18 protein-coding genes and 1 tRNA gene are annotated in these 22,543 nt (G+C 71.9%); 7 read left to right on the plus strand and 12 right to left on the minus strand.

What is annotated here, in order from left to right:
- Positions 1–376 precede the first annotated feature (376 nt).
- Complete coding sequence (gene ptsP / locus ACT3T5_RS01755) at positions 377–2,095, minus strand: phosphoenolpyruvate--protein phosphotransferase (RefSeq protein WP_444593407.1); 1,719 nt, start codon at positions 2,093–2,095, stop codon at positions 377–379.
- Between the two features lie 144 nt (positions 2,096–2,239).
- On the opposite strand from ptsP, the gene ACT3T5_RS01760 reads away from it, so the two are divergent.
- Complete coding sequence (locus ACT3T5_RS01760) at positions 2,240–3,193, plus strand: SDR family NAD(P)-dependent oxidoreductase (RefSeq protein WP_444593408.1); 954 nt, start codon at positions 2,240–2,242, stop codon at positions 3,191–3,193.
- A 127-nt stretch (positions 3,194–3,320) separates the two neighbouring features.
- Here the strand turns inward: ACT3T5_RS01760 and ACT3T5_RS01765 are convergent.
- Positions 3,321–3,408 (minus strand) — tRNA-Ser (locus ACT3T5_RS01765).
- Positions 3,409–3,485: 77 nt separating this feature from the next.
- On the opposite strand from ACT3T5_RS01765, the gene ACT3T5_RS01770 reads away from it, so the two are divergent.
- The 3 genes from ACT3T5_RS01770 (at position 3,486) to ACT3T5_RS01780 (ending at position 5,871) form a co-directional block, all read left to right on the plus strand.
- Complete coding sequence (locus ACT3T5_RS01770) at positions 3,486–4,463, plus strand: MDR family oxidoreductase (RefSeq protein ID WP_443415404.1); 978 nt, start codon at positions 3,486–3,488, stop codon at positions 4,461–4,463.
- A 2-nt stretch (positions 4,464–4,465) separates the two neighbouring features.
- Positions 4,466–5,413: an NAD(P)H-quinone oxidoreductase gene (locus ACT3T5_RS01775; RefSeq protein WP_443350021.1), complete on the plus strand. Its 948-nt coding sequence runs from the start codon at positions 4,466–4,468 to the stop codon at positions 5,411–5,413.
- 239 nt (positions 5,414–5,652) lie between these two features.
- Positions 5,653–5,871 (plus strand): hypothetical protein, encoded by a 219-nt coding sequence (locus tag ACT3T5_RS01780; protein ID WP_444593409.1) that lies wholly within the window; start codon positions 5,653–5,655, stop codon positions 5,869–5,871.
- 16 nt (positions 5,872–5,887) lie between these two features.
- On the opposite strand, the gene ACT3T5_RS01785 is transcribed toward ACT3T5_RS01780, so the two are convergent.
- Together ACT3T5_RS01785 and serS are read right to left on the minus strand one after the other, a co-directional pair.
- Positions 5,888–6,754, minus strand: a complete 867-nt coding sequence (locus tag ACT3T5_RS01785) for an HAD family hydrolase (RefSeq protein WP_444593410.1) — start codon at positions 6,752–6,754, stop codon at positions 5,888–5,890.
- A 103-nt stretch (positions 6,755–6,857) separates the two neighbouring features.
- Complete coding sequence (gene serS, locus ACT3T5_RS01790; protein ID WP_444593411.1) at positions 6,858–8,120, minus strand: serine--tRNA ligase; 1,263 nt, start codon at positions 8,118–8,120, stop codon at positions 6,858–6,860.
- Positions 8,121–8,183: 63 nt separating this feature from the next.
- Here serS and ACT3T5_RS01795 point away from each other — a divergent pair, with 63 nt between their 5' ends.
- Positions 8,184–9,407: a diacylglycerol/lipid kinase family protein gene (locus ACT3T5_RS01795; RefSeq protein ID WP_444593412.1), complete on the plus strand. Its 1,224-nt coding sequence runs from the start codon at positions 8,184–8,186 to the stop codon at positions 9,405–9,407.
- Here ACT3T5_RS01795 and pheA read toward each other — a convergent pair.
- From pheA to ACT3T5_RS01815, 4 genes are all read right to left on the minus strand, one after another.
- Entirely contained in the window at positions 9,398–10,396 is a 999-nt protein-coding gene (pheA, locus tag ACT3T5_RS01800; RefSeq protein WP_444593413.1) for a prephenate dehydratase, read from the minus strand. The genes ACT3T5_RS01795 and pheA overlap by 10 nt on opposite strands.
- A gap of 81 nt (positions 10,397–10,477) precedes the next feature.
- Positions 10,478–11,065 carry a GNAT family N-acetyltransferase gene (locus ACT3T5_RS01805; protein WP_443350013.1) on the minus strand — a complete coding sequence of 196 codons (588 nt, stop codon included), beginning with the start codon at positions 11,063–11,065 and terminating at the stop codon, positions 10,478–10,480.
- 112 nt (positions 11,066–11,177) lie between these two features.
- A complete protein-coding gene (locus ACT3T5_RS01810) occupies positions 11,178–11,717 on the minus strand; it encodes a GNAT family N-acetyltransferase (RefSeq protein WP_443397795.1) in 540 nt (179 codons plus the stop codon).
- 77 nt (positions 11,718–11,794) lie between these two features.
- Positions 11,795–12,202: a GntR family transcriptional regulator gene (locus ACT3T5_RS01815; protein WP_443350008.1), complete on the minus strand. Its 408-nt coding sequence runs from the start codon at positions 12,200–12,202 to the stop codon at positions 11,795–11,797.
- A 127-nt stretch (positions 12,203–12,329) separates the two neighbouring features.
- Here ACT3T5_RS01815 and ACT3T5_RS01820 point away from each other — a divergent pair, with 127 nt between their 5' ends.
- Positions 12,330–14,405, plus strand: a complete 2,076-nt coding sequence (locus ACT3T5_RS01820; protein ID WP_444593414.1) for a hypothetical protein — start codon at positions 12,330–12,332, stop codon at positions 14,403–14,405.
- Between the two features lie 45 nt (positions 14,406–14,450).
- Here the strand turns inward: ACT3T5_RS01820 and ACT3T5_RS01825 are convergent, their stop codons facing one another.
- The 4 genes from ACT3T5_RS01825 to glsA form a co-directional block, all read right to left on the minus strand.
- Positions 14,451–16,277, minus strand: coding sequence for a glycosyltransferase (locus tag ACT3T5_RS01825; RefSeq protein ID WP_444593415.1), 1,827 nt, complete (start codon positions 16,275–16,277; stop codon positions 14,451–14,453).
- Positions 16,274–17,104, minus strand: coding sequence for a DUF5926 family protein (locus ACT3T5_RS01830; protein WP_443353707.1), 831 nt, complete (start codon positions 17,102–17,104; stop codon positions 16,274–16,276). The genes ACT3T5_RS01825 and ACT3T5_RS01830 overlap by 4 nt, the downstream gene beginning before the upstream one ends.
- Positions 17,105–17,146: 42 nt before the next feature.
- A complete protein-coding gene (locus ACT3T5_RS01835) occupies positions 17,147–18,013 on the minus strand; it encodes a GNAT family N-acetyltransferase (protein ID WP_444593416.1) in 867 nt (288 codons plus the stop codon).
- 413 nt (positions 18,014–18,426) lie between these two features.
- On the minus strand, positions 18,427–19,464 hold the full coding sequence (gene glsA / locus ACT3T5_RS01840) for a glutaminase A (RefSeq protein WP_444593417.1): 1,038 nt from the start codon (positions 19,462–19,464) through the stop codon (positions 18,427–18,429).
- 88 nt (positions 19,465–19,552) lie between these two features.
- On the opposite strand from glsA, the gene ACT3T5_RS01845 reads away from it, so the two are divergent.
- Positions 19,553–22,441 (plus strand): FAD-binding and (Fe-S)-binding domain-containing protein, encoded by a 2,889-nt coding sequence (locus ACT3T5_RS01845; protein WP_444593418.1) that lies wholly within the window; start codon positions 19,553–19,555, stop codon positions 22,439–22,441.
- Positions 22,442–22,543: the final 102 nt, after the last annotated feature.

Here is a 22,543-nt window from a genome sequence, read left to right on the forward strand (position 1 = left end):
CGGTCCCGGGAGGGGAGACAGGGACCTGTGGCGCGAAGGCGCGGGGGCAGGGCGGGAGCCAGCCGCGAGGAGGCGGGAGCGAGAGCCTGCCGCGAGAGGGCGGGGCGGGAGCCAGCCGCGAGGGGGCGGGGTCTGCCGCGAGGGGTCACGGGGCGCAGGGCACAGATGACGACGATGACACGCCTCCCGGAACGTCGAATCCACGAGAACGTGCCGTGACGGGCACGTTCTCGTGGATTCGACGACCGCGAGCACAGTGTCGCGGGGAATGCGGGAGGGACGCCACGCTCAGCGACTCTGACGCTCAGGCCCGCAGGCCCTCAGCTCCTCAGGCGCTCAGGCCCTCAGCTGCTCAGCTGCTCAGCTGCTCAGGAGATCAGAAGCCCAGCTCGCCGAGGATCGGCAGGCCGGCGCGGACGAGGTGGTTGGCGTCCTCGGCGGTGCGGGCGGCGACGGCCTTCGCGGCGAGCTCCTTGGCCTGTTCGAGCGTCACGGTCGAGAGCACCTTGGCGACGGCCGGCAGGGAGCGCGGGGTCATCGACAGGCTGTTCACGCCAAGCCCCACGAGCACGACCGCGAGGCCCGGGTCGCCGGCGGCTTCGCCGCACACGCCCACGGGCTTGTTGGCCTTCTCGCCGAACGCCTCGGGATCGCCGCCCGCAACACGAGCACCGTCGCACGTGGCCTTCACGAGCGCGAGGACGGCCGGCTGCCACGGGTTGTTGAGGTGGGCGAGGGAGCCCAGCTGACGGTCCGCGGCCATCGTGTACTGGGTGAGGTCATTGGTGCCGATGGACGCGAAGTCGCAGACGGCCAGCTGACGGTCCGCGGTGATCGCGGCCGAGGGCGTCTCGACCATGATCCCGGCGGGCTCCAGGCCCCGCTCGCGGCACAGCGCCGTGAAGTCCTCGGTCTCGGTGACCGTCGAGATCATCGGGGCCATCACCCAGGGCGTGGCCTCGGACTGCTTCGCGGCGGCGGCGATCGCGTCGAGCTGGTTGGTCAGCACCGAGCGCTTCTCCCAGGAGGTGCGGTAGGCGCGCACGCCGAGCGCCGGGTTGGGCTCGTCGGCATCGGTGAGGAAGGGCAGCGGCTTGTCGGCGCCGGCGTCGATCGTGCGCACCACGACCTTCTTGCCCGCCATGTGCGCGAAGGCGGCGGAGTACGCGGCCGTCTGCTCCTCGACGGACGGCTCGTCCTCGCGATCCAGGAACAGGAACTCGGTGCGGAACAGGCCCACGCCGTCGGCGTGCGCGGCGGCGGCCTTCTCGGCGTCGGCCGCGTTGCCGATGTTGGCCAGCAGCTGCACGCGGGTGCCGTCCTCCAGCACCCCGCCGCCACCCTCATAGGTGAGGGGATTCTTCTGCAGCTCGGTCCAGGCCTCGGCGAAGCGGTGATGCTCCTCGGTGACCTCGTCGGTGATGGTGCCCAGGCCTGCGTCGACGAACACCTCGGTGCCGTCGGCGAACTCGTGGATGCTCTTGGCGGCGACGATCGCGGGCAGGCCCAGCTGACGGGCGAGGATCGCGGTGTGCGACTGAGGGCCGCCGTCGGACGTGACCAGGGCGATCACGCGCTCCGGGTCGAGAGTGGCGGTATCCGCCGGGGCGAGGTCGATCGCGGTGAGGATGAAGGGCTCCTCGAGGTCGGGGATCCCGGGGGCCTGCTCGCCGCGCAGCTCGGCGACGATGCGGGCGCGCACGTCGCGCACGTCGGTGGCGCGCTCGGCCATGTAGCCGCCGAGGCCCTCGAGCATGCTGGCGACCTGGTCACCGGCCTCCCAGACAGCGCGGGCCGGGGACTTGCCGCCGGAGAGCACGAAGCCCTGGGCGGTCTGCGTGAGAGAAGGATCGGCGGCCATCTGCGCGGTGGCCTCGAGGATCTTCTTCCCGTCCCCGCTGGCGCGCTCGGCCAGACGGATCAGCGCGGCCTGCACGGCGGCGGCAGCGGCCGGGATGCGCTCGGCCTCGACGGCGGGATCGGCGCCCTCGGGCAGCTTCTCGGTCGCGGGCGGCTCGGCGACCGGCGGCGCCATGGTGCGGATCGTGCCGACCACGCGGCCGGGGCTGACTGCAACACCTGTGTACTGGGCCATCGCTGATTCTCCTTGCGGATCCGGGGGCTGCGCCGCAGGAGCCGGACGGCCTGCCAGGCGACTGCTCCATGCTACGCGGAGTGCCGTGCCCTCCGGAGTGCGGTGATCCGGCGCCCATCCAGCCGACGTCCCTACGATGGCGTGATGAGCGCCATGGAGTGGGAGCACCTGCCCGAGCCCAATCTCACCGGTCGCACCGTCGTCATGACGGGCGCGAGCGACGGACTGGGCCGAGAGGCGGCGCTGCAGCTGGCCCTCTGGGGCGCGGACCTCGTGCTGCCGGTGCGCACGCGCGCCAAGGGCGAGGTGGTCGCGCAGCGGATCGTTCGGGAGACCGGCCGACGAGGAGCGGTGCGCCTGACGTCGCTGGATCTCGCCGATCTGTCGTCGGTGCGCGCGGGCGCCGAGGAGATCGAGCGTCTCGTCGGCCCGAGCGGTTTCGACCTGCTGATCCATGTCGCCGGGGTCGTCACCCGGCACCGCGAGGTCTCGGCCGACGGAATCGAGATGATGACCGCGGTCAACGCCCTCGCTCCCCTGCTCCTGACCGAGACGCTGCTGCCGCTGGTGCGGGAGCGGGTGGTGGTGGTCGCCTCTGATGCGCATACCTTCGGGTCGATCGACCTGAATGATCCGCACTTCCGGCGCGGCGGCTGGTCCCTGCGCGCCGGCTACGGACGCTCGAAGCTGACGACGATGCTGTGGGGCCGCGACCTCGCCGACCGGCTCCGGGCGGAGGCCTCAGGACCGGACGGCTCAGGGGTGGACCTGCAGCTCGTGCATCCGGGCTGGGTGCTCACCAACCTGCAGAACGCGACGGGGTCCGAGCGCCTCGATCGGCTCGTCACGGAGGTCACCCGACCGATCGCGATGACGGCGCGACGCGGCGCCGCCTCGGTGCTGTTCGCCGCCACCCAGCCGCTGCCCCCGGGGTCGTACATCGGCCCCGACGGTCGCGGTGCGCTGCGCGGGCGGCCGACGTTCCTGCGGCGTTCGGCCGACGCCCTGGATCCTGATCTGGCCCGCGAGGTCTCGGACTGGGCCCGTTCCGAGGTGGGCCTGCCCAGCACGCCCCAGGGCGCCGACACCCGGTCGTGATCCAGGGCGTCGGACGGTGAGCTTCGGACCACACCCCTCGGACCACACCAGCCTCGGACCACGGCCCTCGAACCACGACCGGCCCCGGAGCATCTGCACGAGATGCCCGGGGCCGGTCGTCGATCAGCGGAGGGTGCGGGATTCGAACCCGCGGTACGGGGTGACCGCACATTGGTTTTCAAGACCAACTCATTCGGCCGCTCTGACAACCCTCCCCTGGCCCGGAGGCCCTCGAGAAGTGTACCGGGACTAGGGTGGCGGGATCTGCACCCGAGGGAGAGGATCACCCCGCATGCGCGCCGTACTGATCGACTCGAAGGACTCCGACGCCCGCTTCGTGGAGGATGCCGACGAGTCCCTGCTCACCGGGCCCGTGGAGCTGGACGTGCTCTTCTCGAGCTACAACTACAAGGACGCGATGGCGATCGCGGGCAAGGGCATCGCCCGCTCCTTCCCGCTGATCCCCGGCATCGACATGGTGGGCCGCGTGACCGCCTCGGAGGCCGAGCAGTACTCGGCCGGCGACCTCGTGATCCTCAACGGCGACGGCATCGGCGAGTCCCTCCACGGCGGCTTCGCGACCCGGGCCCGGGTGCGGCCCGACGCCCTGGTGCGCCTCCCGGCGGAGATCTCCCCCGACCGCGCCGCGGCGATCGGCACCGCCGGATTCACCGCGATGCTCTCGGTGCTGCGGCTCGAGGACACCGGGATCGAGCCCGGCAGCGGCGACGTGCTGGTCACCGGCGCCTCCGGCGGCGTCGGGTCGATCGCGGTCGCGCTGCTCGCCGCCCGCGGCCACCGCGTGGTGGCATCCTCCGGGCGGGACGAAGAGAACGGCGAGTACCTGCGTGATCTCGGCGCGGCCGACGTCATCCACCGCGCAGAGCTCTCCGAAGAGCCCGGCAAGCCGATGCAGTCGCAGCGGTGGGCAGGAGCGATCGACGGCCTGGGCAGCACCACGCTCGCCAACGTCCTCGCACAGACCGCCTGGGGAGGCACGGTCGCGGCCTACGGGCTCGCCCAGGGCACGGACCTCCCCACCACTGTGCTGCCGTTCATCCTGCGCGGCGTGACCCTGGCGGGCGTGAACTCGGTGGAGGCCCCGCTCGCGCTGCGCGAGCGCGCCTGGGAGGCGCTCACCCGGGAGCTGGACCTCGACCTGCTCGATTCGCTGACCACCGGCATCGGCCTGTCGGAGGCGATCGCGTTCGCCCCGCGGATCCTCGCCGGCGAGACCCGTGGCCGCACCGTCGTGGACGTGACCCAGTGACCATGCGCGCGCTCTCCATCACCGAGGATCACCAGCTCGAGCTGGTCGATCTCCCCGAACCCGTCGCGGCGCCCGGCGAGGTGCTGATCGACGTCGTCGCCGCGGGGGTGAACCGTGCGGATCTCGCCCAGGTCGCCGGGATGTATCCCCCACCGCCGGATGCCTCGGAGCTGCCCGGGCTCGAGGTCTCCGGCCACCGCCGCGACACCGGCGAGGCCGTGGTGGCGCTGCTCGCCGGCGGCGGCTACGCCGAGGTCGTCGCCGTGCCCGAGGGACAGCTGCTCCCGGTGCCCGAGGGGATGGACCTGGTCGACGCCGCCGGCGTGGTCGAGGTGTGCGCGACCGTCGTCTCCAACCTCGTGCTCGAGGCCGGCCTCGTCGAGGGCGAGACCGTGCTGATCCACGGCGGCACCGGCGGCATCGGCACCGTCGCGATCCAGCTGGCACGGCACCTCGGTGCCCGCGTGCTCACCACCGTCGGCTCCGACGAGGCGATCGCCACCACCCGTGGCCTGGGTGCGGACATGGCCTGGAACCGCCGCACCACCGATCTGCTCGAGGCGGTGCGCGAGACCGGCGGGGCCGACGTCATCCTCGATGTCGTGGGCGGTCCCACGCTCGCGGACAACGTCGGGATGCTCCACGAGCATGGACGCCTGGTCATCATCGGCACCCTCGGCGGGGCGAGCGGCGAGCTGCCGATCGGCCTGCTCATGGGCAAGCGCGGCCGGGTCATCGGCACTACGCTGCGCTCCCGCCGCACCGAGGCCAAGCGCGAGATCCTCGAGGCCACCCAGGCCCTGGCCTGGCCGCTGCTCGCGGACGGTTCCCTGCGGATCCCGATCCACGCCCGCTTCCCCCTCGAGCGGGCCGCCGAGGCGCACGCGGTGCTCCGCGAGGGCGGCCATCTGGGCAAGGTCGTGCTCGAGGTCGCGTCGCCCGAGGACTGAACGACATCTCAGAACACCTCCCCACAATTTTATGAGTAAACCCGTTACTCATAAAGAAGTGGGGAGGTGTTATGAGTAAGGACAGCCCCAGCTGGCCGGCCCTGGGTGCCGAACCCCGGAGCTGGACACCGACTGCAGGATTCGGAATCCGTGCTGACCGCAACCCAGGCTCGCAGACCTACAGGGCAGCGATCGTTCCGGCCATCGCGAAGCTCACGCCTCAGGTCTCCTCGGAGACGATGTCGGCTGCCGAGGATGCGGCCCTGTCCCTCAGCAGACTGGATGCGGAGCTCGGGGTGAAGCAGCCCAACGTCTATCCGCCGTTGCGTGCACTGGAGGAGGCGGGGATCCTCACCGCGAAGAACGAGCATCAGCTGGGCCCGTTCTGGCGGTCCGACGAGATCCTCTCGGCGATCGACCGCTTCGCGGAGCGTGCGGGACGACGGAGTCTGGGCTGATCCCAGAGCAGCCGGATCAGCCCAGCAGGGTCTCCAGCACTAGCACGGTGCCGTCCTCGTAGACGGAGTCGGTGACGGTGTCCGCCACGTCCTTCACGCCCTGGGGCGCCTGGCCCATGGCCACGCCGACGCCGGCCCACTGGAGCATCTCGGTGTCGTTGAAGCCGTCGCCGACGGCCACGGTGTGCGCCGGCTCGATGCCGAGATCCGCTCGCACCGTCTCCAGGGCGGTGGCCTTGGAGACGCCGGGGGCGGCCATGTCGAGCCAGGCCGTCCAGCCGATCGAGTACTCCACGCCGTGCACCCCGGATTCGGCGATGACCTTGCTGAACTCCTGCGGGCTGAGGTCCGGCACGTGCACCACCACGCGCACGGCCTCGAGCTCGAGGAGGTCCTCCAGCGGCTTCTCCTGGGCCTGCACGCCGAAGCTTGCGTCCTGGAAGCCGGTGGTGGCCTGGAAGGAGCCGTCGACCATCTCGACCGCGTAGTGCGCGTCGGGTGCGACCTCGCGCAGGGTGCGCAGGGCGTGGCCGGGCCGGAACGCACGGGTGTCGATGATGCGGTACCCGCCGTCGGCCGCCGGATCCAGCTCCAGGGTGACCGCCCCGTTGGAGCAGACCGCGTACCCGCGGGTGATCCCCGCGGCCTCGACGATCGGGAGCGTCGCCCCGAGGGAGCGGCCGGTCGAGATGACGACGGTGTGCTCCGCGGCGGCGCGCTGCAGCACACGGCGCATCGGCGGGGACATGACGCCGTCGTGGTCCACGAGCGTGCCGTCGACGTCGAGCCCGATCAGCAGTCGCTTCCCGGGCAGGTCGCCGAGGTGCTCCTCCAGACGGGTCCGGGTGGCATCGCGGTCGGTGGTCGCCGTGGCTGCATCCATGCGACCGAGTGTCTCAGCGCCGTCTGACACCCGGGTGAACCGGCGGTGACGGACGGCGTCGCGCAGGCGTCGCAGTGCTCCGCGTCCGGAGAGTCGGGTCATGTCAGGCCACGACCTCGAAGGTCTCGCGCCCGCCGAGGTAGGGGCGCAGGCCCTCGGGGACCACGACAGAACCGTCGGCCTGCTGGTGGTTCTCGAGGATCGCCGCGATGAAGCGCGTGGTGCCGAGGGTCCCGTTGAGCGTCGCCACCGGGCGCAGCCCGTCATCGGTGCGCTCGCGGATGTTCAGCCGCCGGGCCTGGAACTGGGTGGTGTTCGAGGTGGAGGTGAGCTCGCGATAGGTGTTCTGGCTGGGCATCCACGCCTCGCAGTCGAACTTGCGGGCGGCGGAGGTGCCCAGGTCACCGGCGGCTGTGTCGATGATGCGGTACGGGACGTCGATGCGCGCCATCATCTCCCGCTCGAGATCCAGCAGGCGCTCGTGCTCCTCGTAGGAGTCCTCGATGCGGCAGTAGCTGAACATCTCGACCTTGTGGAACTGGTGGACGCGGATGATGCCGCGGGTGTCCTTGCCGTAGCTGCCGGCCTCGCGGCGGTAGCAGGCGCTCCAGCCGGCATAGCGGATCGGGCCGCCGGACAGGTCGAGGATCTCGTCCTTGTGATAGCTGGCCAGCGCCACCTCGCTGGTGCCGACGAGGTACAGGTCGTCGTCCTTGTCGAGGTGGTAGACCTCATCCGCGTGCTCGCCGAGGAAACCGGTGCCCTCCATCGACTCCGGGAGCACCAGGGTGGGGGTGATCATCGGGGTGAAGCCGGCGTTCGTGGCCTGGTCGATCGCGGAGTTCAGGATCGCGAGCTCGAGCTGGGCGCCGACGCCGCGCAGGAAGTAGAAACGGGCGCCGGAGACCTTCGCGCCGCGGGCCATGTCGATCGCGCGAAGACCCTCGGCGATCTCCAGGTGATCCTTGACCGGGTGGTCGAAACGGGGGTTCTCGCCAACGGTCTCGCGCAGCTCGAAGTCCTCCTCGAGGCCCTCGGGGGCACCTTCGGCGAGGTTCGGGATGGCGCGCAGGGCGCTGTCGCGGGCGGCGATGGCCTCTCCGGCCTCGCCCTCGAGGCGCTTGACGTCGGCCGCGAGCTGCTTGACCTCGGCCAGCAGAGCCTGCTTCTCCTCGCCCGTGGCCTGGGCGACCTTCTTGCCGAAGGCCTTCTGCTCTGCCCGTGCGGATTCGAAGGACCCGGTCGCCTCGCGCCAGCGCGAATCGGCCGCCAGCACGGTGTCGACGGTGGCGGGGTCTCGTCGGCGCGCCCTCTGGGCATCGCGGACGGCATCGGGATTCTCTCGCAGGAGCCGCAGATCGATCATTGCACCAGGGTACCCGCGCAGGAGGCGGCGCCAGTCGGCACTCGCCGTCAGTACTCTGTGACCATGGATCAGACCCTGCTCTACCTCAGCATCGCCTCGATCGTGGTCACGGTCGTCACCGTCGTGCTGCTCGTCGTGGTGCTGCGGCACCTGGGACGCCACCGCCGTGAGATCGCGGCGCTGCGGGCGGCGACCGAGGGCTCCGGCGCACGTGCGGGAGCCGGCGCTGCCGGGGACGGCACGCCTGCAGGCGCGGCCCGCGCCGACGGGGTCGCGGAGGCCGACGCGGACCCGCACGACGCCTCGCCCGCGGACAGCATCCACCGGGTCGCGGTGGTCCTGAACCCCTCGAAGTTCCACGACGCCGAGATGTTCCGCACCCGCGTGCGCGAGGTCGTCGAGAAGCTCGGCGACGCCGAGGTCGAGTTCTACGAGACGACGGTGGAGGATCCGGGCCGCGGCCAGACCCGTCGGGCGCTCCAGGAGGGTGCCGATCTTGTGGTCGCCGCCGGTGGCGACGGCACCGTGCGCCTGGTGTCCTCCGTGCTCGCCGGTACCGAGACCCGGATGGCGATCATCCCCGCCGGCACCGGCAACCTGCTGGCCCGCAACCTCGACATCCCGCTCGAGGATCCCACCGCGGCGATCACCGCGGCGCTGAGCGGCAAGGACCGACGGATCGACGTGGGCTGGCTGCGCAGTGGCGGCTCCGTCTCCGAGGCGGCCGCCTCCGCCGAACAGATCTTCCTGGTCATCGCCGGCTTCGGAGCGGATGCCGAGATGATCGGCCACACGGACGACACCCTGAAGAAGCGTCTGGGATGGATCGCGTACGTGGTCGGCGGCGTGCGCACGATCCTGGGCCGCTCGGTCGACGTCATGCTGGACTTCCCCGACGGCACCCGCCACGCCCACAAGGCGCGCACCGTGCTGCTGGGCAACGTGGGCAGGCTGCCCGGCGGCTTCGTGCTGATGCCGGATGCCACGGCGGACAACGGCCGCCTCGAGATCGTGGTCGCCGGCTGGAAGGGCGCCGCCGGGTTCAGCCAGGTGCTCACCGAGGTCGTGACCCCGAAGCTGGTCCCGAAGGGCAGGTTCGCCGAGCGCACCCGGCTGTCCACCATGAACCGCTACCAGGCCACCGAGGTGCGCGTCGCGACCACGAAGGCCCAGCCCGTGCAGCTCGACGGCGACACCGATGCCGAGGCGACCCATCTGATCGCCCGGATCGACCCGGGCGTGCTGCGCCTGCGCGTTCCCGCGGGAACGGAGCGGGATCAGCCCTGAGGATGCTGTCGGTCGGTGCTCGATGACCCCGGCGCGGGCGGGGTGACCATGCCGGTCAGTGATTCGATCCAGGCGTGGGCCTCGTCGTAGGTGTCGTCGGCGAACTCCTCGCGCGTCTCGGGGCTGATCCCGTCGATGCGCGGGTAGGAGCCGAGGTAGTGCACGACGGGGCAGATCCGGTGCAGCGCCCGCAGGGAGGCGGCGACGCGACGGTCCTCGATGTGCCCCTCGACGTCGAGGGAGAAGGAGTACCGGCCCAGGAAGTCGCCGATGGGTCGGGACTCGATGCGGGAGAGGTTCACCCCGTTGGCGCTGAACATCTCGAGGGTCTCGAGCAGAGCGCCGGAGCGGTTGTGGGGCAGCTGCACCACGAGGGTGGTCTTGTCGGCGCCGGTGCGGGCGGGGATCCGGCCCTCGCGGGTGACGAGCACGAACCGGGTCTGGGCGCCGGCGTTGTCCTCGATCTGCTCGGCGAGCACCGTGAGGCCGAAGTGCTCGGCGGCCAGGGGCGAGCAGACGGCGGCGCGGCCGCGGGCCTCCTCGGGGCTCATCGCGGCGAGGTCGCGGGCGGCCGCGGCGGTCGACGACGCGGTGGCGACGTTCGCCGAGGGGACGTTCCCGCGCAGCCAGCCCTGGACCTGGGCCTGGGCGTGCGGGTGGGAGGAGACGACGTGGAGGTCCTCGAACGGCGTCTCCTCGCGAGCGGCGAGCACGAAGGTCACCTGCACGATCTGCTCGGCGACGATGGTGATGGAGTCCGTCGCGGCGAGCACGTCCAGCGTGCCGGAGACACCGCCCTCGACGGAGTTCTCTATCGGCGCGATCAGCGCGTCGATGTCCCCGGCGAGCAGGTCGGTGGTAGCGGTCGCGACCGCTGTGAAGGGCACCTGCTCCACCGTGTCCGTGAACTCACGGGGCATGACCGCCAGAGCCTGCAGGAGCGCCTGGTGGGTGAAGGTGGTCTCGGGGCCGAGGTATCCGTACCGCATGGGAGCAAACACTACTGCTCAGGGGCGTGGTGCCGTGGTGCGGCCCAGAACGGGCGGCCCGTCGACCGGCCCGGGCGCGTCCTACGGGCGCGGCGGCATCGCCCCGTCACCTATCCAGTAGCGCCGCTTCCCCTGGAGAGTGTTCTCGTACTGGCCACCGGCCTTCTCGATCGTGCGGCGGGAGGCGACGTTGCCCTCGTCGCAGGTGATCAGGACGGGGTCGATGCCGAGGTCGCGCGCCTCGATCAGACCGAGCTCGAGCGCGGCAGAGGCGATCCCCTGCCTGCGGGCCGACGGCCGCACCGAGTACCCGATGTGCCCGCCCTGATCGAACAGGTAGGTGGTCAGGCGATGGCGGATCGCGAGGAAGCCGAGGATCTCGGCTCCGGCCCGGTGCTCGTCTGCGGAGCTTCCCTCGCCCTCCCCGTCGGCCGCGACGATCCAGCGGCTGGTGCAGTGCACCCAGGGCTCGTCGAGCTCGGTGCTCGGGTCCTCCTCGGCCAGACGCGCGGTCACGAAGTCGATGAACTCGCCGTCGCCCACTGGCGGGGCGGTCGGATCGGCGATGCTCGATCCGTCCATCGCCGTGCCCGCGTAGTCCGCGAGGCAGTCGACGAAGGCCGCATGACGGGAGACGGAGGGTGGGACGAGGCGGAGGGCTGGGCTCATCGGCCCAGGATGCCAGGCCGGCGGAGGACCGGACGCCGAAGTCCGGTCCGGTCCGGTGCAGTGCGGCGCGACCGGTGCGGGGATCCATCGGTCCCTGGGCCCGGAGTCGAGCTCAGCGCAGGTCGAGCACCCAGCGGTCGACAACCCGCTCCGGATCGGCGGGATGACGCTCGGGAGGCCCGGACGGTGACGCCCCGATCCCTCGCGCCACGGCCTGCGACGGGGCGTTGTGCGGCGCGATGAACAGCACGAGCTGCGAGATCCGCTGGTCGCCACGGGCGCAGTCGACGAGCGCTGAGGCGATCTTCTGCCCCAGGCCTCTCCCCCGATGAGCCGGGAGCACCCAGTAGGTCATCGCGGCGTGGCCCCGCTCGACTCCGGGCGCCAACCGATTCAGACCCCCGCCGCCGAGCAGGCGCCCGCCCCCGTCCCCGTCTTCGGCCCCGTCCTTGTCCCCGCCCGAGGCCGTCCCGTCGACTGCGGCGAATTCGCGGATCGGGCCGTCGCCGCTCCACCGCGAGCACCGGCTCAGGAACGCTTCGAGCGCCGCGCGATCCCAGGGGCCCCCACTGATCTCCCGCGCCAGCGCGTCGTCCTGGCCGGCCAGCAGGGCATCGGCATCCCGTGGGTCGAGTGCTCGGAGACGGATCATGCTCCGAACCGGGGCGGGATCGGGGCCCTTCCCGCTCGTCGGCTCCGCGTCGACCGGCGTCTGCGACTGACGTGCCATCACTCGTTGGTCGCGGAAGCCTGTCCCGCCAGCGCCGCCCTCACCGACGCCATGATCTCGACGTCGCCGTGGCCCTTGGCACGTGCGTCGGCGACGGGTCCCGTGAACAGCGCGACGAGGTCCGGATCGGCGACTCCCCCGGATTCCCGGCCGGTCGCCGCAGCGGACCTCTCGCTGGCAGCCACGGCTCCCGGCGCCACGGTGGTGCCCGCACCACGCCGAGTCACGATGATCTGCGCCTCCTCGAGGAGCTTGTAGGCGCGGGCCACGGTGCCGGGGGCGAGGCCGAGGTCGCCGGAGAGCACGCGGATGGCAGGAAGCTTGTCACCGGGGGTCAGCTCGCCGGAGCGGACCTGCTCGACGATCTCGCGGCGGACCTGCTCATAGGGCGGGGTCGGGGTGTTCATGAGGACCACGATAGGGGTCACCTGGGGACCCCGTGGAGTCAGCGGAACCCGAGGAATCGGTGGGAGAAGCGTGGAGGCCCTGCGCAGGCGCCCCCGCGCGCGAGGGAGCGCCCCGTAGCATCGTCCTGTGCTTCCCCACCTGCCCGTCTCCTCCCCCGCCCGTCGGCTCCGTGCCCTGCCGGGGGTGCTGCTCGCCCTGGTGCTGAGCGCGCTCGTGCTGGGCCTGGCCCCGACCGCGCAGGCCGACGGCCCGCAGGACGCCGACGCCCCGGTGCGCCTGGTCCTCACCACCGCCGGCCTGACCTGGGAGGACCTCTCCGCGGAGCAGACGCCGAACCTGCAGTGCCTCGCGGATCATTCCGGGGCGGGCGCCATGAACACCACCTCCACCTCCGTGGTCTCCACCGAACGCCAGGGCCTGGAGACCCTGCACACCGGCTATCGCGGTCTCGCCGCGAAGGCCCCCCGCTCGGCAGGGATCCCCGATCCCCCGGTCGATCAGTGGCAGCAGCTGCCCGTGGGCACCACCGAGATCGATGCCTCCGCGGAGGTGGACCCCGAGCGAGCCGGTTCCGGGCAGTCCGATCCGGAGCAGATCTCCGCGGAGACCGCCGACGCCCTCGCCGGCGAGGACATCGTGCAGGTCGATCTCGGCTCCGTGCCCGACCACGATGATCCCGCCCGCGACCATGCCCTCACCGAGCTCGACGACCGGGTCGGCGTCGTGCTGGACGCCGCCGGCGGCTGCGAGTCGGCCGATCTCCCGCGCACCCTTCTGGTCTCCGTCGCCGCGACCGATCCGTCGGACCCGGACGAGATGGAGCGCACCGGCGCGGTCGCCTCCCGCACCGTGGGTCTGCAGGTCGCGCTCGACTCCGCGTTCCCGGGTCAGGCCCTGACCAGCGGCGCCACGAAGCAGAACGGCGTCGTGATGATGACCGATGTGGTCGCGACGATCCTCGCCTCGTACGACGTCACCGCCGACGGGCTGATCCCCGGTCAGCCCTTCCGCGGCACGGACCACGACGACCCTCAGCTGCTCGCCCTGGACCGCTCGCAGGCCGCCGCGATCGTCGACTCCGCGACCGTACCGGCCCTGGGCTCCTGGCTCGCGCTCGGCGTGATCGGCCTCGTGATCTGCCTGGTCCCGGCCCTCGCGCGGCGCCGGCGGCTCGCTGCCGTGGGCCGCGCCCTCGCCACGATCGCCCCGCTCACCCTGCCCGTCGGTCTGTGCGCCTCCATCGTGCCGTGGTGGCGCGGAGAGCACGACGCCCTGGCGCTGACCGCCGTGGTCTGGGGCGGGTGCGCGGTGCTCTCCGCGATCGTGCTCGGCGGGCCCTGGCGACGCCACCGGTTCGGTCCGCTCGGAGTCTCTGCCGCCCTGGTCGCCGTCATGATCCTCGGGGAGTCCGCGCTCGGCTCGAGGTTCCAGCTGGGGTCCCCGCTTGGAGCGCAGCCGATCTCCGGCGGCCGCTTCTACGGCTTGTCCAACCACCTGTACGGGATGGTGTTCGCCGGCGCGATGATGGCGCTGCTGTGCCTGTTCACCGTGCTGCGCACGCCCCGCGCCCGGGTGGTGTGGACCCTTGTGGTGGGCGCCGCCGTGGCGATCGTGTGCGTGGCGCCGTCGATGGGCGCGGACTTCGGCTCGATGCTGGCCACCGTCCCCACGTTCGGACTGCTCGCCCTCCTGGTCTCGGGGATCCGGCCGAAGGTGTGGCACATCATCGCGCTCCTGGCGGGCGGTGCGGTCGCCGTGCTCGGGGTGTCCTTCCTGGACTGGCTGCGACCGCCCGAGGACCGCACCCACCTGGGGCGCTTCATCGACGAGCTCCTCAGCGGCGAGCTGGTCTCCGTGATCGTGCGGAAGCTGTCGCAGAACATCGCGATGACCACCGGCTACTGGGCGCTCGCGCTCATCATGGTGCTGGCCGTGCTCGCCTCGATCGCGATCCTCGCCCCGCGCCGGTTCCATCTCGCACGGCTCGCGGCGCTCGATGCCGAGCATCCTGCGGCCTACCGGGTGCGGGTCGCCCTCGTGGCCGGCACCTGGCTGGGCTACGCGGTCAACGACACCGGGCCGGTGCTGGTCGCCGCGGTCTTCGGGATCTGGCTCGCCTTCCTGCCCGTCGCGCTGCCTGCGCCCCGGCCGACGGGCTCTGCGGACACGGAGCAGACCCCCGCGGTGCAGCAGAGGCAGTAGACAGGGTCGCGAGCTGTCGTTCGCCGAAGGCCGGCGAGCCCGGGCTCAGGAGTCCGAGGCGTTCTCGGCGTCGACGGCGGCATGGACCACGAGCGAGGCGTACTCGTCACCGCTCAGCGGTGGACGGATCGAGCTGGGCAGCTCGGGCTCGGGCACGGTCAGGTGCGACGCGATGATCACGGCGTGCTCGGGGCTGAAGCGCTCCTGGACCGGGGCGGCCTCGAGCCGGGCCGCGAGGGCCTCGAGATCGATGCCCGCGAGATACACGACGTCATCCGGGGCGAAGTCCCCTGCGACAGGCAGCGCCCGCAGCCGACGCTCCAGCGCCTCGAGGTCGAGATCGCCGAGGGCTCGGGTCTCCTCATCGGAGAAAGTACCGCTGACCGGGAGCGCTGCAAGGCGCGCGCGACGGCGATCTGCCAGGTCGGCGGGCTCCCGATCCGTCGACGGTGTCGACGCCGGAGGTGCGGTCGGGACCGGTGCCGTATTCGACGCTGCGGTCGGGGCCGGGGCCGACGGTGAGACTGGGGCCGACGGTGAGATCGTGGCCGACGAGGACGGTGAGTTCGGGGCCGACGAGGAGGACACGAAGGGAGCCTGTTCGGCCTCCGGCTCCGGCTCGGCCTCCGAGGCCGGAGCGCTCGGCTCGTCGGGGGCGGCGCCCGGTACCGGACCGAGGTCCCAGGCGTTGACCTCTTCGGCAGATTCCGGTTCCGGTCCCCGCTTCGCCCCCGGCCAGACAGCCCGCACAGACGTCGGGCGCGGCTGGACGGTGCCGCTGTCCCGCTCGGTTGCGGCGCGCCGCTCCCAGGCGGGCTCCGCAGCGATGTCGGGCTCCGGGTCGGTGGTCGGATCGACGTCGTCGGCGCCTGCGGGATCGACCTCGGGCGTCTCACCCGTCGACGTCTCATCCAGCGGCGAATCGACCGCAGCCGGCTCGGCGGGATCGACGCTCGGCTCATCAGCGAGATCGACGGCAGGGTCGACGCTCGACTCAAGAGCGGTGTCGACGGCGGGGTCGGCAGCCGACTCATCGGCCGGATCGTCCGGCAGGACATGACGGCGGCGGGCCAGCGCCCGCACCACGTCGCGCAGCTGGGCGGCGCGGTGCAGCTGACCGCGCAGATCCTTGCCGGTGGCGCGGTGCGCCAGGGACGTCTCGATCTCCTTGACCCAGAACCCGCCGGTCAGCGCGTCGATCGTCAAGGACGTCTCCACGCCCCACCCCGGTGCGAGCGGCTGGCAGGCGTCCCAGGTCTCCCGGGTGATGCAGCGGGTCCCGGACAGCGGCTGTGTGGCCTCCCAGCCGGTGGCGCGCAGGATGCCGCGGCGGGCGGTGCCCACCACGATGCCCATGCCGCCGGCGCCGGCCTGGGGCGGCAGCAGAGCGATCGCCATGTCGACGCCCTCACCGAGGACCGCATCCACCAGGGGCTGCGCGGTGGTGACGGAGGATTCCATGTCAGCATCCAGGAACAGCAGGGCGCGCGGCGTCATGGCCTGGCCGTCGATCACAGGCAGCGGCCCGGTGTGCCCCGGCGAGCGCGGCTCGGCGTGAAGCTCCTCGGAGAAGCCCGCGCCTCCGTCGGCGCGTTCGGCATCCTCCCGGAGCGCGACCACCTGCGCACCGGTCGCCATCGCCGCCGCCTTGCCGCGGTTGGTCTTGTGGCGCACCACGAGGGCGTCGGCCCCCATGGCGACCGCGGAGGTGGCGTCGGTCGAGCCGTCGTCGACGACCACGACCAGGTCCACACCCTGGATCTCGTGAGCGGCCCGGATGGTCGCCTCGATCCGCTCCGCCTCGTTCTTGGCGGGGATCACCACGGCCACCCGCTCCGGGCGGTGGGCCGTCAGCGGCCCCGCCGCACTCATCGCAGGGTCACCTGTCGGGCCACGATCCCGCCCCGGGCGCGACGCTCGAGCGCGGTGAGCGGTTCTTCGGTGTGCAGCGCCTCCTCGAAGCGGGTGCGGAACGCCTCCGCCTCCGCCTCGACGCCTTCGGCGCCGAAGCCCTTGGGCAGATCCCACACGGGGATCGCGAGACCCTCGGCGCGGAAGGAGCCGACGTACTTGGTGCCCTCGCCGACCCCCGACTCACGGCGCGCGTGCAGGCGGGTCACCGCGTCGATGACCTTCTCCTCGTCGGCGTCGAGCACCCAGCGCAGGTGCTCCTTGGGGCCGGCATCGACCCAGTAGGCGTGCTCGAGGCCGGCGACGGCGCGGGTGGGCATGATCGACTGGTTCGCCTCCTGGATCGAGGACTCGATCTCGGGGGTGCGCTCGGCGCTCGGGTCCAGCCAGAACTCGAAGGTGTCGTGCACGGTGATCGTGAAATCACCGGTCAGGTCGAGGATCTCCTGCAGACGCGGGGCATCGTCGTCCAGGGTCACCGAGGTGATCGGGTTGCCGGGCTCGAGGGCGAGGGCCTGCTTGATGGCCTGCCCGATCCCACGGGAGAGGTCCCCGCCGGGGTAGGCGGCCTGGATGCCCACGGTGATGCTGCCGTCGGTGCGGCGCACAGCGGGCCACGCCATCGGCAGGATCGTCGCGATCTCGACATCGACCGCGCCGTGCTCGGCGGTGGTCTTCGCGGCCATGGTCGCCGCGGGGATCAGCTGGCGCATCGCCACCAGATCCTGTTCGTTCGGCAGCCCCTCAAAGGGGCGAAGGACCAGGGCGTCTCGAGAGGTGGAACTCATGACCACAAGTCTACCGATCCGCAGGCGTGCCTCGTCGGATGCTCACGCCACGATTCCTGTGCCGCGCCCCGCACGATCGGGATCGAGCACGGACGAGGAGGCGAGTGCGGCCTCGAGCACGCGCAGATCCGCGGGGTCCAGGTCCCGTCCGTGACCGGGGCGGGGGTGCTCGGGGCGACGGGTGAGGTGGACCGGCACCGTCGCCAGTCCCAGCCTCCGGGCCACGGCGATGCGGTGATTGCCGTCGATGGTCGCGAACTGCTCGTTGAAGGCCAGATCGATCGGGGTGCGCATGCCCTCGCGACCGATCAGCTCGGTCAGACGGTCCAGGTGGGCGGGGGTGTCCAGAGTAGGGGTGCCCACGCGCTCCCGGTCCACGGCCCGGTACCGGGCCACGAGCTCGGTGGGTAGCTCGACGCTCTGTTGGTCCATCGGGGCGGCGCGGCGCTCCATGAGCAGCTCGGTGTCGTCGTCCGGATTGCGGCCGATCACCCCGAAACCGCAGCTCTCATAGAGCCGACGGGCGGGCAGGTTGGTCTCGACGACCGCGAGGCGCAGCCGGGTCATCGGGTGGTGCGCGGCGAGGTGGTCGACGCAGGCGGCGATGAGGGCGCGGGAAGCCCCTGTCCGGCGGGCCTCCGGCGCCACCCATACCGAGATCAGCTCCGGCAGCGAGCTGGCCCGCTCAGGAAACATGAGCCGGGCCATTCCGACGGGCCCATCGTCGGTCTCGACGACGAACGAGACCATGGGCGCGGAGACCCCGGCGCGCCAATGCTCCTCCGTGTCACGGGTGAGAACCTCGGCCAGGGTGCTGCCAAAAGCCCAGGGGGAATCGGCGAGCGCACGCAGGCGCAGCTCCCGCCACACGGGCCAGTCATCGGGTGCCAGCACCTTCGCGGAGATCATGCCGCAAGGTTCGCATCCGACCGAGCAGGCCACAAGCGAGCACGTCGCGAGCAGGCCTCCAGCGGAGTTCAGCACCCCCGACACGGCTTCTGCGGCCGGCTCCGTCCTGCTTCTGCACAGACCTGCGTACCCCTGCCCACCCCAGCACGCCGCATCGATCCGCAACTGCGTCGAGTGGCGCCAGGTGTGCAGGCTGCCCGTATATGGGCGAGCCTGCATGCCTCGCGCCACTGGATACGTCAGCGGGAACAGGATGCCGGTTCACGGGGACGGGGCGAGGCAGGCCAGGCGAGGCGAGGCGAGGCGACGCGAGGCAGGCCTGGCCAGGCCAGGCCAGGCCAGGCCAGCTGGCCTAGCGGGCCACAACGGGGTTCAGCCCGGCAGCTCCCGGCCCCTCGCCTCTTTCCCCCACCTCACGGATGAGTGCCGACCTCCATCAGCTCCTGGGCGCACTCCTCGAGGTCACGCGGCACCACCCCGTCGAGCATGTGCAGGGCGAAGTCGGCGCTGAGCCGCTCGAAGAAGTAGGTGCCGCGCACGGAGTTGCCGTGCAGGTCGAGCTGCGGGGCGTAGCTGGCGATGCCGAAGCGGGAGGGCAGCGCGGCGATGATCCCGCCGCCCACGCCGGACTTCGCGGGCAGTCCCACGTCGCTGACCCAGTCGCCCGCGTTGTCGTACATCCCGCAGGTGAGCATCACGGAGAGCACCTGTCGGGCGGCGACACGGGAGAACACCTTCTCTCCGGTGAGCGGATTGGTGCCGCCCGAGGCGAGGGTCGCGGCCATCACGGCGAGATCGGTGACGGTGGTGAGCACTGCGCAACCCTCGATGTATCCGCCGACCACTTCGGTGGCGTCCTCGGTCATCGAACCGGCCGCTCGCAGCATGTACGCGAGGGCGAGGTTGCGGTCGGCGATCGTCAGTTCCTCGTCCCTGGTCTCGCGATGCAGCTCGAGGGGGCGCCCGGCGGCGGCATCGAGCACGTCGCGCAGGCGCTGGGTGCGCTCGGCCTGGGTGGGGCCCAGCATCGCGTGGGTGCGGATCGCCCCGATGTTGACCAGCGGGTTCTTGGGCTTCTTGGAGTGCCGGTCGATGCTGAGGGCGTTGAACTCCTCCCCCGTCGGCTCCTCGTCGACCACGGAGTCGACGTAGTCCATCCCGTGGAGATCGATCGCGGCTCCGTAGGCGAAGGCCTTGGAGATCGACTGCACCGGGAAGGCGTGGTCGGTGCCGGCGGAGGTGATCTCCCCGTCGATCGTGCAGACCGCGACGCCGAGGTGGTCCTCTCGGGCGCCGGAGAGGTAGGAGAGGTCCGGGATGTCGCCGACGGATTCGGCGCTGCCGGAGATCCCGCGATCGGGGAGGACCTCGTCGTCGGTGGTCTCGGGCGCTGTCGCGGTGGACAGCGCGATCGAGAGGCGGCTCAGGTAGGTGTTCAGTGCGCTCGTCACGGATCCGACCGTACAGGCCGCCTCCACCGGCGACCTCATGCGGCGAGAAGCCGCCTCGCGCCCCCGACCACCCGCGATACCGTGAGGCATGACCGTCGCACCCCTGTTGGACACCGATGTCGTGGCCCGTCACGCGCTCGCGCACGACGCCTCGCACTACCTGCTGCTGCCCGAGGCCGTGACCTCCCCCACCGACGAGGACTCCGTCGTGGCGCTGCTGCGGGAGGCGATGCGCGCGCGTCGGCCCCTGACCTTCCGCTCCGGCGGGACCAGCCTGTCCGGACAGGCGCAGTCCGAGGCGGTCCTGGCCGATGTGCGCACCCACTTCCGCACCGTCGAGGTGCTCGATCACGGCGAGCGCGTGCGCGTGGGCCCCGGGGCGACGCTGCGCCAGGTCAACGCGCATCTGCTGCGGCACATGCGGCGTCTGGGCCCGGATCCGGCCTCCGAGGTCGCCTGCACGATCGGCGGCGTCATCGCCAACAATTCCTCCGGCATGGCCGCCGGGACCGCCGAGAACTCGTACCGCACGCTCGAGTCGCTGCGCTTCGTGCTGTCCTCGGGCACGATCGTGGACACCGGGCTCGAGGGGGCCGACGCCCGCCTGCGGCGCGAGGAGCCGGAGCTGCATGAGGGCCTGGTGCGCCTCATGCGCCGTGTGCGGGACAGCGCCGAGTTCACCCGCGTGATCCGTGAGCGCTTCGCGCTGAAGAACACGATGGGCTACGGGATCAACGCCCTGCTGGACTTCGAGACCCCGGCCGACGTGCTCGCCCATCTCGTGGTCGGCTCCGAGGGCACCCTCGCCTTCGTCTCCTCCGCCGTGTTCCGCACCGTGCCGATCCAGAAGCACATCACCACCGGGCTGCTGGTGCTGCCGTCGCTCGAGGCCGCGACCGCCGCGCTGCCCGAGGTGGTCGGCGCCGGGTTCGCGACCGCGGAGCTGATGGACGCCCGCTCGCTGATCGTGGCGCAGGGCCTGGCCGGGGCGCCCCAGGAGATCCTCGGCCTGGACGTCGAGCGCCATGCCGCCCTGCTCGTCGAGCACCGCAGCGACGACCCCGCCGAGCTCGCGCAGCGCGCGGCCGATGCGGTGGGGATGTCCGAGGGTCTCGGGCTGTCGGTGCCGCTGGAGATGACCACCGACGCCGCCCGTCGGGCCGCGATGTGGACCACCCGCAAGGGCCTCTATGCCGCGATCGCCGGTGCCCGACCGGCGGGATCGACCGCCCTGCTCGAGGACGTGGTGGTGCCGGTGCCGGAGCTCGAGGCCACCTGCCGCGGCCTGCAGGATCTGTTCGACCGTCATGACTACGACGAGTCGGTGATCTTCGGGCACGCGAAGGACGGCAACATCCACTTCCTGCTCAACGAGCAGCTCGGTGAGGGGTCCACGCGCCTGGAGGCCTTCACGCAGGACATGGTCGAGCTGGTGCTGGACCACGGCGGGAACCTCAAGGCCGAGCACGGCACCGGTCGCGTCATGGCCCCGTTCGTGGAGCGCCAGTACGGGCCGGAGCTGTACGGCGTGATGCGGGAGCTCAAGGCGTTGGTGGACCCGGCCGGGATCCTCAACCCGGGCGTGGTGCTCACCGACGATGCCTCCGCCCATATGCAGAATCTGAAGCCGGTGATCGAGATCGAGGAGGAGGCCGACCGCTGCGTGGAGTGCGGCTACTGCGAGCCGGTGTGCCCCTCCAAGGACCTCACCCTCACACCGCGCCAGCGGATCGTGCTGCGCCGCGACGCGAACCTCGCCGAGCAGCGCGGGGACGTGGAGACCGCGGCGGCGATCCGCACGGCGTACGAGTACGAGGGGCTGGAGACCTGCGCGGTCGACGGGATGTGCGTGACCGCCTGCCCCGTCGGCATCAACACCGGTGACCTGGTGCGACGCCTGCGGGCGGAGGACGCGAGCACGGCGCCGAACGCGGCCTGGAAGGCGGCGGCGGGGAACTGGGACCTGCTGACCCGCGGGGCCTCGGCCGCGATGAGCGTGGCCGGGACCCTCCCCCAGGTGCTGCCGCGGGCGGCGACCGACGTGGGCCGCGCCGTGCTGGGCACGGACGTGGTGCCGCAGTACCGCAGCGAGCTGCCCCGCCGGGGCGGGGCGGTGCGCCGCGCGGGCGGCCGCGGCCGGGCGTCGGCCGACGTCGGCGCGGTGTACCTCCCCGCCTGCGTGCACACCATGTTCGGCGCCGCCGAGGAGTCGCGCAGCAGTGACGGTGGGTCGTCCGGTGGCTGTGGGGGCGACTGCGCGTGCGGGAGCGGAGGCGGGAAGGGTGGTGCGACGTCGTCGGGCTCCACGTCGTCGGGCTCGACGTCGTCCCCGACGACCGCCGCCGGGGTCCCCGCGGCGCTCGACCTCCTCGCCCAGCGCGCCGGCATGCGCCTGGCCGTCCCGGACGACGCCGCCTCCCTGTGCTGCGGCACCCCCTTCTCCTCCAAGGGCATGACCGGTGCCAAGGAGCGGATGCGCGACCAGGTGCGCACCGCCCTGCTCGCCGCGAGCCATGACGGCGAGCTGCCCGTGATCGTGGACGCCTCCAGCTGCACCGAGGGGATCCTCCAGGCGATGGAGGGCACCGGGGTCGAGGTGCTCGACGCGATCACCTATGTGCGTCGGCACCTGCTGTCGGAGCTGAGCGTGCGCGAGCCCGCCGGGTCGGTGACCGTGCACCCCACCTGCTCGACCACCCACTTGGGGGCGACCGACGACCTGATCGCGATCGCCGAGGCCGCCGCCCGCGATGTGGTGGTGCCGGTGGACTGGGGCTGCTGCGGCTACGCCGGAGACCGCGGCATGCTGCACCCCGAGCTCACGGCCTCCGCCACCCGGGCCGAGGCCGCCGAGGTCGCCCAGCGCGGGACGGATTGGTACGTCAGCTCCAACCGCACCTGCGAGCTCGGCATGCAGGCCGCAACCGGGAAGTCGTACCGGCACGTGCTCGAGCTGCTGGAGGCCGTGACGCGATGACGGGACGGCGCCGCCCGCTCGTCGGTCGTCGTCGCTGAACTGTCATGACCCGCCGGTAGTCTTCCCGGCGGCCCTCCTCCCCCGGTGACGTCCTGCGTCCCA

The sequence above is a fragment of the Brachybacterium sp. AOP3-A1-3 genome, assembly GCF_052378285.1.
GTDB lineage: Bacteria > Actinomycetota > Actinomycetes > Actinomycetales > Dermabacteraceae > Brachybacterium.

Excerpts from the sequence above, each read along its gene's own strand:
- ACT3T5_RS01845 (WP_444593418.1), top strand. The coding sequence starts at position 19,553 with ATGACCGTCGCACCCCTGTTGGACACCGATGTCGTGGCCCGTCACGCG.
- ACT3T5_RS01825 (WP_444593415.1), bottom strand. The coding sequence starts at position 16,277 with ATGAGTGCGGCGGGGCCGCTGACGGCCCACCGCCCGGAGCGGGTGGCC.
- ACT3T5_RS01835 (WP_444593416.1), bottom strand. The coding sequence starts at position 18,013 with ATGATCTCCGCGAAGGTGCTGGCACCCGATGACTGGCCCGTGTGGCGG.
- ACT3T5_RS01805 (WP_443350013.1), bottom strand. The coding sequence starts at position 11,065 with ATGAGCCCAGCCCTCCGCCTCGTCCCACCCTCCGTCTCCCGTCATGCG.
- ACT3T5_RS01775 (WP_443350021.1), top strand. The coding sequence starts at position 4,466 with ATGCGCGCGCTCTCCATCACCGAGGATCACCAGCTCGAGCTGGTCGAT.
- ptsP (WP_444593407.1), bottom strand. The coding sequence starts at position 2,095 with ATGGCCCAGTACACAGGTGTTGCAGTCAGCCCCGGCCGCGTGGTCGGC.
- ACT3T5_RS01810 (WP_443397795.1), bottom strand. The coding sequence starts at position 11,717 with ATGATCCGTCTCCGAGCACTCGACCCACGGGATGCCGATGCCCTGCTG.
- ACT3T5_RS01785 (WP_444593410.1), bottom strand. The coding sequence starts at position 6,754 with ATGGATGCAGCCACGGCGACCACCGACCGCGATGCCACCCGGACCCGT.
- pheA (WP_444593413.1), bottom strand. The coding sequence starts at position 10,396 with ATGCGGTACGGATACCTCGGCCCCGAGACCACCTTCACCCACCAGGCG.
- ACT3T5_RS01760 (WP_444593408.1), top strand. The coding sequence starts at position 2,240 with ATGAGCGCCATGGAGTGGGAGCACCTGCCCGAGCCCAATCTCACCGGT.
- ACT3T5_RS01815 (WP_443350008.1), bottom strand. The coding sequence starts at position 12,202 with ATGAACACCCCGACCCCGCCCTATGAGCAGGTCCGCCGCGAGATCGTC.
- ACT3T5_RS01830 (WP_443353707.1), bottom strand. The coding sequence starts at position 17,104 with ATGAGTTCCACCTCTCGAGACGCCCTGGTCCTTCGCCCCTTTGAGGGG.
- serS (WP_444593411.1), bottom strand. The coding sequence starts at position 8,120 with ATGATCGATCTGCGGCTCCTGCGAGAGAATCCCGATGCCGTCCGCGAT.
- ACT3T5_RS01795 (WP_444593412.1), top strand. The coding sequence starts at position 8,184 with ATGGATCAGACCCTGCTCTACCTCAGCATCGCCTCGATCGTGGTCACG.
- ACT3T5_RS01780 (WP_444593409.1), top strand. The coding sequence starts at position 5,653 with ATGTCGGCTGCCGAGGATGCGGCCCTGTCCCTCAGCAGACTGGATGCG.
- ACT3T5_RS01770 (WP_443415404.1), top strand. The coding sequence starts at position 3,486 with ATGCGCGCCGTACTGATCGACTCGAAGGACTCCGACGCCCGCTTCGTG.